The sequence below is a fragment of the Brevundimonas sp. SS2672 genome, assembly GCF_059579685.1.
Window position 1 is genome coordinate 2413019 of record NZ_CM184201.1, and the last position, 15715, is coordinate 2428733.

Consider the following 15715-nt stretch of genomic DNA (forward strand, 5'->3'; position numbering starts at 1 on the left):
TTATTGCCTTGATAGATGAACGCCCAACCCTTGGACATGGCCGCAACCGAAGCCCTGCTCGCCTTCTGGCGCGATGCGGGCGTGGACGCCTGTTACGAGGATGCGCCGATCGACCGCACCGTCTTCGTGGCCCCCGTCGCGGCCAAGGGTCCGGCCACGATCACGCCCCTGCGCGCCCCCGGCGGCGCGCCGTCCGTCGGCGAGGCGGCGGCCGAGGCGCGGCGGCTGGCCGCCGCGGCGACCACCCTGGACGAATTGGCCGAGGCGATCGCCGCCTTCGAGGGCTGCCCCTTGCGCGGAATGGGCGCGCGTCAGGCCGTGTTCGCGCGCGGCAATCCGCAAGGGTCGCTGATGATCGTCGGCGAAGGCCCCGGCGCCGAGGAGGACGCGCGCGGCCAACCCTTCGTCGGCAAGGCGGGTCAGCTTCTGGACCGCATCCTGACGGCGGCGGACCTGCTGGACGAGGCCTTCATCACCAACACCGTCTTCTGGCGCCCGCCGGGCAACCGCACCCCGACGCCCCAGGAACAGGCCGCCTGCGCCCCCTTCGTCGAGCGGACCCTGGCCCTGCTGAAGCCGAAGGCGGTGCTGCTGGTCGGGGCGGCTGCGGCCAAGGCGGTGCTCAAGACCGACGACGGCATCATGCGCACCCGCGGCCAATGGCGCGAATGGCGATTAGCCGAAGGCGGAATCGCCGCGCCCGTCATGGCCACCCTCCACCCCGCCTTCCTGCTGCGTCAGCCGCAGGCCAAGGGGCTGGTTTGGAAGGACATTCTGGATTTGTCCGCTCGCCTGCGCGGCGAAGTGGTTGAGCCGAGCGCCTGATTCAGGCATCCTGCGTCCTTGGAGACCAGTCCGCAGAGCGTCGTAGAATCCCGAATCGAGACGGGGCCGACGCCGACGAAGGGGGCCGCCGCGTCATGTATTCTTTCCGCCGGACGCGTCATGCGTCCCTGTTCGCCTTCGCCCTTTGCGCCACGGCTGCGACCGTCGCCCATGCCGAGGACGTCGATGCCTCCCGCCCCTACGCCGAGGCGAGCGCCGAGACGAGCGCGGACGCCTCGCCGTCGCCTACGGCGCTGAGCAGCGAGGACCGCCTCAGCTACACCACCGCCTTCGACGCCCTGCGGCGCGGCGACCTGGAGCTGGCCCGCGCCTCGGCGCGTCAGGCCAAGGACCGCGTCCTGCTGGGCCAGGTCGAGTTCGAGCGCCTGTTCCACCCCAGCCATGTCGCCACCTATGAAGAGCTGACGGCCTGGCTCGAGACCTATTCCGACCTGCCGATGGCCGATCGGGTCTATACCCTGGCCATGCGCCGCCTGCCCGACGGCGCGGCCGAGCCGAAGCGTCCCGGCGGCCTTCTGACCCGCACCTGGGCCAGCCTGACCAGCTCGGGCTCCGGCGACGGCGGCGTCAACGACCCGGCCAAGGCGGCGCGCGTGGCCCTGAACAACGACGACCTGCCCGGCGCTTACGCCATGGGCCAGCAGATCGGCGACTGGTGGACGGCGGGTCTGGCCGCCTGGCGGATGGAGCAGCACTCCGACGCCTTCCGCGCTTTCGAGCACGTCGCCCAGGACCCGACCGAGGATCCGTGGGTCCGCTCGGGCGGCGCCTTCTGGGCGGCGCGGGCGGCGGGCCAGTCGGGACGCCAGGACCGCGTGGCCGAGTATCTGCGTCAGGCCGCACGCTGGCCGGCCACCTTCTACGGCCAGATCGCCCTGCGCCAGCTGGGCGAGGAGCCGGTGATCGAGAACCAGGGGCCGCGCCCCTATGAGGCGACGCTGCAGCGCGCCTCCCTGACGCCCGAGCCTCTCGGCGTCGACACGCGCGCGCTCAACGCCTTCATCCAGTCGGACGAGGACGCCCGCCGCACCGTGGCCCTGTACGAAGTCGGCCGTCGCAACGACGCCGAACTGGCGGCCCGCAACGGCCTGCGCGCCGCCAGCGGCGACAGCGCCGCGCGCCAGATGTGGGTCGGCCTCTATCGCCTGGTCGCACCCGGCCGCGCCGCCCAGTCCGAGGCCGGCCGCATCGACGCCCTGCGCTATCCGATGCCGGACCTTCAGCCGATGGGCGGCTTCACCATCGAGAAGGCGCTCGTCTACGCCATCGCGCGCAAGGAGACGGACTTCAACGCCAACGCCCGTTCCGGCGCCGGCGCCTATGGGCTGATGCAGGTGATGCCGACCACGGCCGCGCACATGACCGGCGACCAGGGCTATGTCCGCACGCCCCAGCGCCTGCTGGACCCGGCCGTGAACATGAAGCTGGGCCAGGACTATGTGAACCGCCTGTTCCAGATCGAGTCCTTCCAGGGCGATCTGCTGAAGGCGGTGGCCTCCTACAACGCCGGGCCGGGACCGATGCTGGCGGCGATCCGCAAACTGGGCGCCGACGCCGATCCGCTGCTGCTGATCGAGACCATCGACGTGCCCCAGGCGCGCGAATACGTCGAGAAGGTCGTCGCGGCCTACTGGATCTATCAGCGCATGATGGGCGGGCCGGTGAAGACGCTGGACGCCTTGGCCTCGGGCGCGCGCGCCGTGCCGATCCGCCTGGACTATGTCCCGCCCGCCCCGGCGCCCCTGCGGGTGGCCGAGGCCGTGCTGGGCGGCGGCTCGCGCTAGAACAATGATCTGAGGCGCGGCCTCAGATCATCAGGGACGCCAGCGAGGCCCAGACCAGGGCCAGGACGATAGCCGCCAGGCCATAGGCGCGCGCCGTGCGCGCCCAATCGGTGTTTCTGCTGATCGTACGCATGGCTCCGCCCCTCCGAGAACAAGCTGGACTGTAAGTCCGCTCTCTTAAACCCGCGTTCTCAGGATCGGTTAATCAACGTTAGATGACAGAGCCGCCGCCTCCCACTCGCGGAAGTGCGGCTGGGCCAGCAGCGCGGCGACATAGTCGGCGGCCGTCCCGTCGTCGCCATGGGCCGACAGGTCGATCTGATAGTGACGCACCCGCGCCGCCACGGGGGTGAAGAAGGCGTCAGCGATCGACCAGTCGCCGAACAGCCACGGCCCGCCTGCGCCGAAGCGGCCGCGCATCTGCGTCCACAGTTCGACCAGCCGCGCCAGCTCTCGGTCCAGCCCCGGATCGGACGGCGCCGTGCTGCGCGCTTCGCCCGCGATCGGATGGCTTGGACTCATGCCGCACAGGTCGCGCAGGGCGGCAAAGCCGGAATGCATCTCGGCCGTGGCCGCGCGAGCCAGGGCGCGCGCCGTGGGATCGACCGGCCAGAGCTTCGCCGCGGGATAGCGCTCCGCCGCCCATTCCCCGATCGCCAGGGTGTCCCAGATCGTCTCGCCCTCGACCTTCAGCAGCGGTACGAAGCCCGAGGGCGACAGGCGCCGCAGTTCGGCCTTTTCAGCCTCGGAGCGATACCAGATCTCGCGCGTCGCGAAGGCGGCGCCTGCGCGCCTCAGCACCAGCCAGGCCCGCAGGGACCAGGTGGAGAAGAGGCGCGGCCCGATGATCAGTTCCATGGCGAGGCTCCGAGGCTGTCGCCGCGTTTATTGGCTGGAAGCGAGCTTCAGCACAACCAGGCCGCTGACGATCAGGACAGCGCCGATGACGCGCATCGGCGTGACCGGCTCGCCCAGCACGGCGATGCCGACCAGGAAGGCCCCGACGGCGCCGATGCCGGTCCAGATCACATAGGCTGTGCCCAGCGGCAGCGTCTTCATCGCGATCGACAACAGGCCGAAGCTGACGATCATGAAGCCGATGGTGCCGATGGTCGGCCAGGGCTTGGTGAAGCCCTCGGACGCCTTCATCAGGAAGGCCCAGACGATCTCGAACAGACCGGCGAGAAGGAGGAATATCCAGGCCATGACGTGCTCCCTTGCATGGCGTGCCGGGTCGTCCCAGCGTCATGCCCAATAACGGGAGAGGTCGTCCTCTGACCCCGCCTATCTGGGACAGGCGGGTTTCAAGTCAAGGCTTGCATACCGTGAGGGCTTTCGCAGACGCAAAATGCCCTCCGGTGGAGGCCATTTTGCATCAGTGGAGGAGGAGCAGGCGGCCCTCGCCTGCCCCCCGCCGGTCATCAACGCATGACGCGCAGGGTCACGCCCACCGTGCGCGGCGCGCCCAGGAAGGCGCCCAGCGTGCCCGTCTGGAACGGCGCGCCGAAGGCCACCTGGCGGTAGTCCTGATCGAACAGATTACGGCCCCACAGCTCAACGCTCCAGGCGTCGTCTCGCGCTAGCGCAACGCGCCCGTCGACCAGCCAGAAGCCCGACTGGCTCTTGGCCGGGTCCAGGTCCGAGCCTGTGTTGTATTCCGACGAATATTTGGCCGCCAGGGTGACGCGGCCCATCAGCCCCGCCGCCACCGGCCGCTCATAGGTTCCGGCCAGCGACCCGCTCCACAACGGCGCGAAATTCATCCGCTTGCCCGCCAGCAGCGGCAGGCCCGGCACGGCGTCGTCGCCGTATTCGGTCTGGGCGTAGGTCAGGCCGCCCTGCAGCGACAGGCCCTCGAACGGCAGGAACATGAAGTCCGCCTCGACGCCCTTGGCCCGCACCTCGGGGATGGAGCGGACCAGGAAGGTCGTGCCCAGGAAGGTGTTCAGCTGGAAGTCGTCATAGGTCTGGCGGAAGGCCGCGGCCGAGACCAGCAGGCGCCGGTCCAGCATCACGCTCTTGATCCCCGCCTCGAAGGCGTCGGCGCTCTCGGCCGGGAAGGCGCGCGAGGCGTCGGGGACCAGATTGGTCTGCCCCCGGTCCAGGTTGAAGCCGCCGTTCTTGCGCCCTCGCGACCAGGAGGCGTAGAGGCGCACGCCCTCGGTCGCCTTGAACTCGGCGCGGGCCATGCCGGTCCAGGCCTCGTCCTTGACGGTCTCGGACTGGCTCAGACCGTTGAAGGCCGGGTTCGACCACGGCAGGCAGAGCATGACGTTGCTGACGCCGTTGGCCAGCGCCGCCGCGCAGGCCCGCCCGCCGTCGGTGTTGTGATAGGCGGCCGTCATCTCCTTCTTCTCATGGGTACGGCGCAGGCCCCCGGTCAGGGTCAGGCGGTCGGTCACGGCATAAGAAAGCTGACCGAACAGGGCGGCGCTGCGGGCCGTCTGCCAATAGCGGTCCAACTGACCCTCGCCCTCGACGAAGCTTTGGCCGACGGGCAGGCCGGTCAGGCCCGACACAAAGGCCGGATCGCCCAGCGGGTTCGACGCCGAGCGCGACAGCAGACGGCTGACATAGCCTTCGTAATCAGCGCCATAGAACAGGCTGTCGCGCCGGGTCAGCTTCTCATCGGCGAAGAAGGCGCCGGCCGACCAGTCCAGCTTTCCGCGCCGGCCCGACAGGCGGAACTCCTGCGTCAGGGTGCGGAAGCGGTTCGACCAGCTGCCGTCGTCCGGACGATAGGCCAGATCGGCCGAGGTGAAGTCCCAGTCCTGGCTGATGACGCCGCGCCAGTCGCGCACCGCCGAGGTGCTTTCCAGCGTCGCCCAGCCCAGGTCGGCGTTCAGGTGCAGGGCCAGGCCCTTGTCGCGGATGCGGGTGTTGGTGTCGCGGTTCGACCAGGCTGTGCGATCCCACGGCTTCGGCGACGCCGCCACGCCGCCGTCGGGCGCGAAGGTCGCCAGCAGGGGCGCCGTATCGCCCGTGACGATCTGCACGCCGACGCAGCAGCGTTCGTCCCGCTCGGTCCAGTCGGCGGTCAGGCGGGCGGTCAGGTTCGGCGTGGCGCGCCACAGCAACTGACCGCGCACGGTGTCGTAATTCTCGGTCTGATCGTCGGTCGAGGTGCGCGGCCCCTCCCCGGTCTTCACGTCATAGAGGCCGTCGCGGCGACGCGCGGCGACATACAGCCGCCCGGCCAGAACCTCGTCCACGATCGGGCCGGTCAGGGAGACGGAACCGCCATGCGTCCCATAGTCGCCGAACGTCGCCTCGCCCGCCATGCGCGCGTCGAACGACGGCGCGGCGGTGACGACGTTGATGACGCCCGCCGAGGTGTTCTTGCCGAACAGGGTCGCCTGCGGGCCTTTGAGCACCTCGATGCGCTCGACCTCGCCCAGATCGCCTAGGGCGGCGCCGTTGCGCGGACGATAGACGCCGTCGATCATGACGCCGACCGAGCTCTCCACGCCCGGATTGTCGCCCACCGTGCCGACGCCGCGGATGCGGGCGGTGGTGAAGGTCTGGTTCGAGGTCGAGGCGACGATCAGGCCCGGCGCCAGAATCTGCAGATCCTTGATGTCGCGCACGCCGACGTCGTCCAGCAGGGGCTGGGCGGCCACCGTCAGCGACAGCGGCGTCGCCGCCAGAGGCGCCTCGCGCCGCTCGGCCGTCACCACGATCTCGGACACCTGGATCGGTCCGGCGTCAGCGGGCGCATCCGCCAGAGCAGGCGCGGCGAAAGCGAGCACGGACAGGGAGGCGGACGCGAGAGACGCGGCGCGAACAGCAGAAATCATGGGAGGAAAAACCGCTTGGCGGAGCGACGGCGCAAGGCTTCGTCGCGGACTGTCAGCGGATGTAACAGTCAAGCCGGGGCGGAGAAACCCCGCTCACGGATCATCAGACGATGACTTTCACGCCCGTCCCGCCAGAGGGCCCGAGGCGCGCGGCGCGAAGCTGTGCTCCACCCGGCTGCGGTGCGGGTCCACGTCGTTGCGGACCGCGCCGCCGACTCGGCAGAGCTGTTCCAGGCCCCGCCCCCCGCCGGCCTCGTGCGAGACGATGAGGTCCAGCAACCGCTCGGCCTCCTCCAGAGTCTCGGGCCGCTGATCCAGCAGCCAGGCCTCGACCGCGTTCAGGTCGGCGGTCAGGCCGCCGCTCTGCACCGACGCCTCGACGGCGCGCTTATTCCATTGCCGCAGCAGCGCCCGCGCCGCCTCCATCGACCATTTTCGAGCCATGACGCCCCCCAGGGCGTAGCGCCGGTCGGCCTCGACCTCCCAGACGCCAAAGAATGCCGTCACGCTGATGAGCGCCCACACCGCCCACATCAGCGTGAAGTAAGCCCAGGCCAGGCGCTGATGCGCGAGGAAGGGCGCGAGATGTCCCAGCGTCCCGATCAGCTGGAAGCCGGCGATCGCCACGATCCACCAGCGCCCGCCGCGCTCGGCCAACAGCCAGAGGCTGATGAAGAAGAGGACATCGACCATGAAGATGCCCGCGTAGACGCCGTTCCAGTTCAGGTCGTAGGCGAAGTGGGACAACATCGGAGCCGCGATCATGGCCAGCGTCGCCAATCGATCCGCCCCGCGTCCGCGCCACAACAGAAGCGGAAAGGCGATGGCGTTGGCCGCCAGCAGAATGATCTGGACAGGATGCATCAGACGCTCTCGCGTCGTGCGTTTCGCGACGTAACGATCCCGCTGCGCATACGATCAGTTCTAACCTTGATGAATCATGCGTCGCTCCGCCGTCAAAGACGTCATCGCAGACGGTCGATCGACTCCAGGACGGGATTGATCAGGCCGGCGCCGACGAGGGCGATCACGATCCAGGCCAGCGCCCAGAGCAGGATCAACCACAGTACGGAGCCGCCCAGCTTGCGGGGGCGACGCCACTCGTTCAGCGCAGCATAGCGCCGATAGAGCACGCCCCCCGGCGCCTTCCCATCCTCGAGAGGCTTGATCGCCGCCTCGGTGACGCCCCTATCTGCCGTGATCGGCGCAGGCGGCGACATTGTGATTGATTCCCCTGAGTAATGATCACTCAGCAGCCGAGACGCTTGTATACGATTGGAAACGCCCAGCTTTTCATAGGCCCGATGCAGGTGGTTCTGGACCGTTCGGGGCGAGAGGCTCAATTGCTGCGCGATCTCCTTGTCGCCCAGGCGCAGGGCGGCCAGACGCAGAATCTCACGTTCGCGCGGGGTCAGGCTGTCGATGAGCGCAGGACTTTTCACAGGGATGTGACTATCCATGGGACGGGCCTAGCGTCCAGCCCTCGTTTGCCTGGATCGTCGTTCCGAAGGGAGTGTCGCCGCCGCGCGACACAACTGGAGCGGGGCCGACACTTAACGTGAAGTCAGGCATTTTGATTGCGCCGCCTCGCCCCGGCGGCGCAATAGGACGTTCATTCAAGGCGGGGGATGTCGAACGCATGATGCTGGCGCTTCTGATGGGCGGTCTGGGCCTGATCGTGGGCAGTTTTCTGGGTCTTGTCAGCCTGCGCCTGCCGCGCGGCGAAGGCGTCATGCTCGGGCGGTCGCGGTGCGGGGGATGCGGTCGCCCGCTGAAGCCCTGGCGGATGGTTCCCGTCGTCAGTTGGGCGCTGTCACGCGGCAAATGCAGCGACTGCGGCGCCGTCATCCCTGTGCGCTATCCCTTGATCGAACTGGCGGCCGGCGCCGTCGGCGCATGGGCAGCCCTGTGCTTTCCGGACCCGGCGCACGCCCTGGCGACGGCGGTCCTGGGCTGGCAGCTTCTGTTGATCGCCGTGATCGACGCCGAGCACTTCTGGCTGCCCGACGCCCTGACGCTGCCGCTGTTTCTCAGCGGCCTGTTCGCCGCCGTGGCGCTGGACCCGGCGAACGTCCAGAGCGGGCTGCAATGGTCGCTGGTCGGGCCGCTGACGCCGCCCTTGATCGGTGCGGCCGTCGGCTTCGGCGGCCTGTGGCTTCTGGCCTTCCTTTACAGACGCGTGCGCGGTCGGGACGGCCTGGGCGGCGGAGACCCCTTCCTGCTGGGCGCCATCGGCGCCTGGGTCGGATGGGCGGGCCTGCCCAGCGTGCTGCTATGGGCCTCGGCGGCCGGTCTCGCCGTCGTGGCGGCCAAGCTTGTGCTGCGCCGTCCCGTGACCTCCGCCGATCGCCTGCCCTTCGGCGTCTTCCTGGCCGTCGGGGCGTGGATGACCTGGCTCTACGGCCCGCTGGGCCTGGGCGCTCTCGGCTAGAGCGACAGCAAGTCGGACCAGCGCCAGCGACCGCCGCCCAAAGCCACGCGCGGCGCGCCCGGCTGGTCGCTGAGCGTCAGCAACACATAGCCGTTGACCGTCTCGGCCTTGCAGGCGCGGGACGAGAAGCCGACCGTCACGGCGATGGCCTGACGCACGCCGGCCAGACCCTTGCCCTCCTCGCCAGGGCTTTGCAGCCAGTCGCCGTTCCACATCAGGATGGCGCGGCCCGAGGCGCCGGAGGTGCGATAGGCCTGACCGATGGCGGCGTTGATGCGGGCGTCGTTGCGCAGGGCGTCCTGGATGCGCTTGACCATGTCGCAGCCCTGGCCCGAACCGCCGCCTATTCCCGAGCCCGAGCCGCCGCCGCTGCCGCCGCCCACGCCGGCTCCCGCGCCTCCGCCGCCGCCCGCGCCCTGGCCGGCGGTCAGGGCGCCGCTCAGGGCGCCGTCGCCCAGCAGGACGAAGGAGACGCTCGGCTCGGGCGCCGAGATCGGCAGAGGCTCCACCTGCGTCTGAGGCGGCGTCGGGCGACTGGGCCGGGGGGTCGGCGCCGTCGGAGCCGCGCGGGCCTTCTCGGGCGTCTTGGCGGGAACGGCGGGTGGGACCGGAGCCGGAGGCGCGGGAGCGGGTTCCGGCTTCGGCGCGGGCGCAGGCTCTGAGCCGCCCGCCGGCGCATCCCCCGGCGCGGGCTCTGAAGGCGGCGGAGGCGGCGGAGGATCGATCAGCATCACCTCCACCACAGGCGGAACAGGCGCTTGCGGCGGACGTTCGACCGGCGCGGCCCAGATGATCGCCAGCACCAGGCCGTGCGCGGCCAGACTGGCGAGGACCGGCCCGGCCTTGTTTCGTCCGGCCTTGTTTCGATTACGGCGAAGCCCGGTCTTCACCCCCAGGCCCTCCTGGCCTTGCAGTTACGGGGAGACGGAAACACCCAGGCTTTCAATAGACGCTCCTCGCCCTTTTACAGTCAGAGTCCACCACCAGAGAGCGTCAGGAAGATGGCGCCTTCAAGCCAGAGCTGTATTCGCCAGAACAGCAAGAACGTCGATTATTGAAATTTTTTTACAGTCAAGCTGAACCTTTTCACTTCTTCGCGCGTCTTTGCTCCGCCGTTTTGCAACCGACACCGGTGCGGCGCGTAACATCCCCCGGAGTTGGGCCGGGCACGAAGGAGACTTGATTTGATCAAATTGGCATCTAGGACCGCTCTCGTCGGCGCTGTCGCCGTTCTCGGCATCGCCGTCAGCGGCTGCGCCAGCCACCGGTTCGTCCGCGACAACGTCCAGGTCGTGAACGAACGTGTCGACGGCGTCGACGCCCACCTGACCCAGGTCGAAGGCACGGCGGGCGAAGCCCTGGCCCGCGCCAACGCCGCGCATAAACTGGCCCAAGGCAAGTTCTTGTACGAAGTCGTTCTGTCGGACGATTCCGTGAAGTTCCCGGTCAACCACACCGAGCTGTCCCCCGAAGCCGAGCAGCGCCTGGCCGAACTGGTCCAGCGCCTGCGCGCCGAAAACGCCAACGTGTATCTGGAGATCCAGGGTCACACCGACTCGACGGGCAACGACCAGATCAACGAGCGTCTGGGCCAGGAACGCGCCGAGGCCGTTCGTCGCTTCCTGAGCGACCAGGGCATCGCCCTGAACCGCATGGCGACCATTTCCTACGGCTCCACCAAGCCGGTGGCGCCGAACAACACCCGTGAAGGCCGCGCGCAAAACCGCCGCGTCGCCATCATGGTTCTGGCCTAACGGCTGACGGCTTTCGTTCCGGCCTCATGCCCCGGCCGGAACGAGAAACGGCGGCGTCCCGCAAGGGCGCCGCCGTCATCGTTTTTCATCTCGAGATCGGCGTCAGGCCGGATCAGCCCCCACGAAGGTCATGAAGCGCATCGGCGCGCCCGCGCCGAAGCTCATGACGTCATAAGGTTCGGACGCATGACCGGGCGCCTCCATGCCCGGCGAACCGATGGGCATGCCGCCCACGCCGACGCCCCGCGCCTCTCCGGGGGTCTTCAGGAAGGCCTTCACGGCCGTCGCCGGGACGTGGCCCTCGACGATCTTGCCGTCGATCACGGCCGTATGACAGCTCCACAGCGACTGCGGCACGTTCAACTGCTGCTTGATGGGGGCGAGGTCATCAGTGGGGACCACGCGCACTTGGTAGCCCGAGCGCCGCATATGCTCGACCCAGCCGCCGCAGCAGCCGCAGGAGTCGCTCTTGTAGACGGTCATCTCGCCCGCCTCGGCGGGCCTGACCACCCCCTCGGCCAGGACAAAGCCGCCGCCGACGACTGCGGCTCCGAGGGCGATGGCCGCCAGCTTTACAGACATCTTCATCTTCAGTGCTCCTGCACGGGATAGCCGGCCGCTGCCAGGGCGTCGGCGAGGGCTTGCCGCGTCGCCGTCGTCTCGACCTCGACCCGGCGCGCCGGGACGTCGGCTGTAAGCGTGGCCGCCGGATCGACGGACAGGACGGCCTTTTCCACGGAGGCGACGCAGCCGCCGCAGCGGATTTTCGGAATGTTCAGCGAGATCATGATGATGCTCCCTTTCTTGATACGCGACAGTTCATCCGACCCCTTGCCGTCGTGGCAGGGTCAAGCGTTTCCGGCGTGAACGCCCTGCGGCCGATCGCCCGCCAGATCGGACAGGATGGGGCAGTCGGGCCGTTCGTCTCCCGCGCAGCAATGGGCCAGATGGCGCAGGGTGTCGGCCATCTCGCACATTTCACGGATGCGGGCGTCCAGGTCAGCCAGGTGCTTTTCGGCCATCGCCTTGACCTCGCGGCTGGGCCGGGCGTTGTCGCGCCACAGGGACAGAAGGCGACTGATCTCCTCAATCGAGAAACCCAGCCCGCGCGCCCGACGGATGAAGCGCAGATCGTTCAGATCGCGGTCGCTGAAATCACGATAATTGCCCTCGGTCCGGTCCGCCGGGCGGATCAGCCCCTGCGCCTCATAATAACGGATCATCTTGGCCGAGACGCCGGTCGTCTGGGCCGCCTTGCCGATGTTCATCACGCGGCTCCATTCAGGTTGTTCGCGCCGATATGGGGCTTGAAGGTCTTCAGGCGCAGGGCGTTCAGCACCACGCTGACGCTGGACAGGGCCATCGCCCCCGCCGCCAGCATGGGCGACAGCATCACGCCGAAGACTGGATACAGCACCCCCGCCGCCACCGGGATCAGCAGGACGTTGTAGCCGAACGCCCAGGCCAGGTTCTGGCGGATGTTGCCCATGGTCGCCCGCGACAGGCCGATGGCGCTGACCGCCCCGCGCAGGTCGCCGCCCGTCAGGACCACGTCCGCGCTCTCGATCGCCACGTCCGAGCCGCCGCCGACCGCCAGACCCACGTCCGCCGCCGCCAGAGCCGGGGCGTCGTTCACTCCGTCGCCGACGAAGGCGATCTTGCGCCCGCCCTTCTTCAGCTCTTCGATCACCGCCACCTTGCCGTCCGGCATGACCTCGGCATGGACTTCGTCGATGCCCAGACGACGCGCGACGGCGGCGGCGGTTCGGCGGTTGTCGCCGCTGATGACCGCCACCTTCAGCCCCAGTTCGTGCAGGGCGGCGATGGCCTCGGCCGTCGTCGCCTTGACCGGATCGGCCACGGCGATGATGGCGGCCAGTCGACCGTCCACAGCGGCGTAGAGCGGCGTCTTGCCCTCGTCGCCCAGACGGGCCGCCGCCTCGGCGAACACGGCCACGTCGCAGCCCAGCTCGGCCATATAGCGGTCGGCGCCGACGGCGACACGCGCCCCGTCGACCAGACCCGTCACGCCCTTGCCGGGGATGGAGGCGAAGTCCTGCGGATCGACCACCGTCACGCCGCGCGCCTCGGCCGCCGCGACCAGGGCGCGAGCCACCGGGTGTTCAGAGCGGATCTCCAGCGCCGCGACCTGGGCCAGAACCGTCGTCTCATCAAAACCTTCGGCCGTGACCAGATCGGTCAGCGTCGGCTTGCCTTCGGTCAGGGTGCCGGTCTTGTCGAAGGCGACGACGTCCACGCCCTGCAGGGCCTGAAGCGCCTCGCCCTTGCGGAACAGCACGCCCAGCTCGGCCGCACGCCCCACGCCCACCATGATGGAAGTCGGCGTCGCCAGACCCATGGCGCACGGGCAGGCGATGATCAGCACGGACACCGTCGCGACCAGGGCCATGCCCATCGCCGGATCGGGTCCGAACAGGAACCAAACTGCAAAGGTCAGGGCGGCGATGGCCATGACCACCGGGACGAACCAGCCCGTCACCTTGTCCACCAGCGCCTGGATCGGCAGCTTGGCCCCCTGGGCGGCCTCGACCATCTTGACGATCTGGGCCAGCACGGTCTGCGAGCCGACCTGGCGCGCCTCGAAGCGGAAGGCGCCCGTGGTGTTCAGCGTGCCGCCCGTGACGTCAGCCCCGGCGGTCTTCTCGACCGGGATCGGCTCGCCCGTCAGCATGGATTCATCGACGAAGGAGGCGCCGTCCGTGACCACGCCGTCGACCGGCACCCGCTCGCCGGGGCGCACCACGACCACGTCGCCGACCTGAACCGCATCGACGGCCACGTCCTGTTCGACGTCGTCGCGCACCACGCGCGCGGTCTTGGCCTGCAGCGACATCAGGCGACGGATCGCCTGACCCGTTCGCCCCTTGGCCCGCGCCTCGATCCAGCGCCCAACCAGGATCAGGGTGACGATCACCGCCGCCGCCTCGAAATAGATGTTGGCCGTGCCTTCAGGCAGCCACTGCGGCGCAAAGGTCGCCACCGTCGAGAAGGCCCAGGCCGCCGTCGCGCCCAGCACGACGAGGGAGTTCATGTCCGGCGCCGCGCGCAGCAGGGCGGGCACGCCCTTGCGGTAGAAGATGATCCCCGGCACGAACAGCACGAAGGTCGCCAGCACGAAGCTGATCACCTTCCAGTTGAAGGCGCCGATGGTCTCGCCGATCCAGTGGTGCATCCCCGGCACGAAGTGCGAGCCCATCTCCAGCACGAACAGCGGCAGGGTCGCCGCGCCCGCGATCAGCACCGCGCGGCCCAACTTCCTGATCTCGGCGTCACGGGCGGCCTGTTCGCGGTCGCTGGCGTCCGGCCCGGCGTCCTCGGGCGCCTCCAGCACATAGCCTGCCTGTTCGACGGCGGCGGCCAGATCCTGGAACGTCGTCGCTCCCGACAGGAAGCGCACCGTCGCCCGCTCGGTCGCCAGATTGACGCTGGCCGACAGCACGCCCGGCACGCCGGCCAGGGCCTTTTCGACGCGTCCGACACAGGAGGCGCAGGTCATCTCCCGCACGGGATAGACGACCTCCTCCTCCATCGGCTCATAGCCCGCGCTCTTGATGGCGGCGGCGACAGCAGCGGCGGAACCGTCGGGCGACAGCGACACCTGCGCCCGCTCGGCGGCCAGATTGACCTGCGCCTGCGTCACGCCCGGCACGGCGCGGATGGCCTTTTCGACCCGCCCCACGCAGCTGGCGCAGGTCATGCCCAGCACGGGCAGATCCAGTGTTTTCAAGCCTTCGGCGGCCATGGCGTCGTCCTCGCAAATCCTTGACGACGACACCTCTAAACCTTCCCATCAAGGGAAGGTCAAGCGCCCACCGTTGACGGTTGTCGGACGCCCGCGCCTCTCGCGCCCGGATGCGGCTATGTCGTTTGAAGAGGGGTGGTGATAGCTTGCCGCCCCTCCCCTTTCGACGGATGCGTGAGCCCCTTATGACGCCCCTGCCCGCCCTCGCCGCCCTGGCCCCCGAAATGACCGCCTGGCGCCGGGACATCCACGCCCACCCGGAGCTGTCCGGTGAGGAATCGCGCACCGCGAAACTGGTGTTCGAGGTGCTGGAAGGGCTGGGCCTGAAGCCCGAGGGCGGCGTCGGCGGCGAAGGCGTGGTCGCCGTCGTCGAAGGGCGCGAGCCCGGCCCGTCCATCGGCCTGCGCGCCGACATGGACGCCCTGCCCATGAACGACGACAGCAACGTCCCCCACGCCTCGACCAAGCCCGGCGTCTCGCACGCCTGCGGCCACGACGGCCATACGGCGACCCTGCTGGGCGTGGCGCGCCATCTGGCCGCCAACCCGCCTGCGCGCGGGCGCGTGGTGCTGATCTTCCAACCGGCGGAAGAGACGGGTCTGGGCGCCCTCGCCATGATCAAGGACGGCCTGTTCGAGCGCTACCCGTGCGACGAGGTCTACGGCTATCACAACATGCCGCTGCTGCCGCTGGGCGAGGCGGCGGTCCACACAGGCCCGACCATGAACGGCTATAAGGTGTGGGAGATCGAGATTCAGGGTGTCGGCGGCCACGGCGCCGCCCCGCACAAGACCAAAGACCCCGTTCAGGCCGCCGTGCGCGTGGCCTCGGAAATTTCGTCCATCGTCGGCCGCCACGTCGATCCGATGGAGCCGGCCCTGATCACCGTCACCAAGCTTCAGGCCGGATCGTCGCACAACGTCGTGCCGCACGAAGCCAGTCTGGCGGGCACCCTGCGCGCCACCTCATCCGACGTGATCGAAACGATGTGGCAGAAGCTTCAGGACATCTGTGCGGGCGTCGGCGTCATGACCGGCTGCACCGTCACGGTGCGCGAGACGGCGGGCGTGCCGCCCGTCTTCAACGCCGCGGCTCAGGCCGATGTGGCGGCGGCGGCGGCAGGCGGCGTGTTCGGCGCGGACAAGGTGCACCGCGACCTGAAGCCGTATCCGTTCACCGACGACTTCGCCTACATGCTGCAGATCGCGCCGGGGGCTTACTTCTTCGTCGGCCAGGGCGGGACGATGGTCCACCAGACCGCCTATGACTTCAACGACGACCTGCTGCCCAACGTGGCCTCGGTCTTCGCCCGGATCGTCGAGGCGAAGCTGTCCTGAAGG

General features: G+C 69.1%; 15 protein-coding genes. 5 read left to right on the forward strand and 10 right to left on the reverse strand.

Annotated features, from left to right (window positions below; translation table 11 throughout):
- The first annotated feature begins 15 nt into the window (after nucleotides 1–15).
- Together AC52GN_RS12245 and AC52GN_RS12250 are read left to right on the forward strand one after the other, a co-directional pair.
- On the forward strand, nucleotides 16–825 hold the full coding sequence (locus tag AC52GN_RS12245) for a uracil-DNA glycosylase (protein ID WP_496527261.1): 810 nt from the start codon (nucleotides 16–18) through the stop codon (nucleotides 823–825).
- A 95-nt stretch (nucleotides 826–920) separates the two neighbouring features.
- Nucleotides 921–2630, forward strand: coding sequence for a lytic transglycosylase domain-containing protein (locus AC52GN_RS12250; RefSeq protein WP_496527262.1), 1710 nt, complete (start codon nucleotides 921–923; stop codon nucleotides 2628–2630).
- 201 nt (nucleotides 2631–2831) lie between these two features.
- Here AC52GN_RS12250 and AC52GN_RS12255 read toward each other — a convergent pair whose 3' ends face one another.
- The 5 genes from AC52GN_RS12255 to AC52GN_RS12275 all read right to left on the reverse strand — a co-directional run bounded on the left by AC52GN_RS12255 (nucleotide 2832) and on the right by AC52GN_RS12275 (nucleotide 7887).
- Nucleotides 2832–3488, reverse strand: coding sequence for a glutathione S-transferase (locus AC52GN_RS12255; RefSeq protein WP_496527263.1), 657 nt, complete (start codon nucleotides 3486–3488; stop codon nucleotides 2832–2834).
- Nucleotides 3489–3515: 27 nt separating this feature from the next.
- Entirely contained in the window at nucleotides 3516–3836 is a 321-nt protein-coding gene (locus AC52GN_RS12260) for a DMT family transporter (RefSeq protein WP_291777693.1), read from the reverse strand.
- Nucleotides 3837–4051: 215 nt separating this feature from the next.
- Nucleotides 4052–6427, reverse strand: coding sequence for a TonB-dependent receptor (locus AC52GN_RS12265; protein WP_496527264.1), 2376 nt, complete (start codon nucleotides 6425–6427; stop codon nucleotides 4052–4054).
- Nucleotides 6428–6544: 117 nt separating this feature from the next.
- Nucleotides 6545–7291 carry a hypothetical protein gene (locus AC52GN_RS12270; protein WP_496527265.1) on the reverse strand — a complete coding sequence of 249 codons (747 nt, stop codon included), beginning with the start codon at nucleotides 7289–7291 and terminating at the stop codon, nucleotides 6545–6547.
- Nucleotides 7292–7392: 101 nt separating this feature from the next.
- Nucleotides 7393–7887, reverse strand: coding sequence for a helix-turn-helix domain-containing protein (locus tag AC52GN_RS12275; protein ID WP_312220047.1), 495 nt, complete (start codon nucleotides 7885–7887; stop codon nucleotides 7393–7395).
- Between the two features lie 179 nt (nucleotides 7888–8066).
- Between AC52GN_RS12275 and AC52GN_RS12280 the strand changes: the two genes are divergently transcribed.
- Complete coding sequence (locus tag AC52GN_RS12280) at nucleotides 8067–8858, forward strand: prepilin peptidase (protein WP_496527266.1); 792 nt, start codon at nucleotides 8067–8069, stop codon at nucleotides 8856–8858.
- On the opposite strand, the gene AC52GN_RS12285 is transcribed toward AC52GN_RS12280, so the two are convergent.
- Nucleotides 8855–9748, reverse strand: coding sequence for a hypothetical protein (locus AC52GN_RS12285; RefSeq protein WP_496527267.1), 894 nt, complete (start codon nucleotides 9746–9748; stop codon nucleotides 8855–8857). The genes AC52GN_RS12280 and AC52GN_RS12285 overlap by 4 nt on opposite strands.
- Before the next feature lie 303 nt (nucleotides 9749–10051).
- Between AC52GN_RS12285 and AC52GN_RS12290 the strand changes: the two genes are divergently transcribed.
- The gene (locus AC52GN_RS12290) at nucleotides 10052–10612 is read left to right on the forward strand and encodes an OmpA family protein (RefSeq protein ID WP_291778398.1); all 561 of its coding nucleotides are present in this window, start codon (nucleotides 10052–10054) and stop codon (nucleotides 10610–10612) included.
- 102 nt (nucleotides 10613–10714) lie between these two features.
- On the opposite strand, the gene AC52GN_RS12295 is transcribed toward AC52GN_RS12290, so the two are convergent.
- The 4 genes from AC52GN_RS12295 to AC52GN_RS12310 are packed head-to-tail and all read right to left on the reverse strand — an operon-like array spanning nucleotide 10715 to nucleotide 14375.
- On the reverse strand, nucleotides 10715–11200 hold the full coding sequence (locus tag AC52GN_RS12295) for a DUF411 domain-containing protein (RefSeq protein ID WP_496527268.1): 486 nt from the start codon (nucleotides 11198–11200) through the stop codon (nucleotides 10715–10717).
- Nucleotides 11201–11202: 2 nt separating this feature from the next.
- On the reverse strand, nucleotides 11203–11400 hold the full coding sequence (locus AC52GN_RS12300; RefSeq protein WP_346485790.1) for a heavy-metal-associated domain-containing protein: 198 nt from the start codon (nucleotides 11398–11400) through the stop codon (nucleotides 11203–11205).
- A gap of 60 nt (nucleotides 11401–11460) precedes the next feature.
- Nucleotides 11461–11880, reverse strand: coding sequence for a Cu(I)-responsive transcriptional regulator (gene cueR, locus AC52GN_RS12305; RefSeq protein WP_346485791.1), 420 nt, complete (start codon nucleotides 11878–11880; stop codon nucleotides 11461–11463).
- Nucleotides 11880–14375, reverse strand: coding sequence for a heavy metal translocating P-type ATPase (locus AC52GN_RS12310; RefSeq protein ID WP_496527269.1), 2496 nt, complete (start codon nucleotides 14373–14375; stop codon nucleotides 11880–11882). The genes cueR and AC52GN_RS12310 overlap by 1 nt, the downstream gene beginning before the upstream one ends.
- Before the next feature lie 185 nt (nucleotides 14376–14560).
- Here AC52GN_RS12310 and AC52GN_RS12315 point away from each other — a divergent pair, with 185 nt between their 5' ends.
- The gene (locus tag AC52GN_RS12315; protein WP_496527270.1) at nucleotides 14561–15712 is read left to right on the forward strand and encodes an amidohydrolase; all 1152 of its coding nucleotides are present in this window, start codon (nucleotides 14561–14563) and stop codon (nucleotides 15710–15712) included.
- Nucleotides 15713–15715 lie beyond the last annotated feature (3 nt).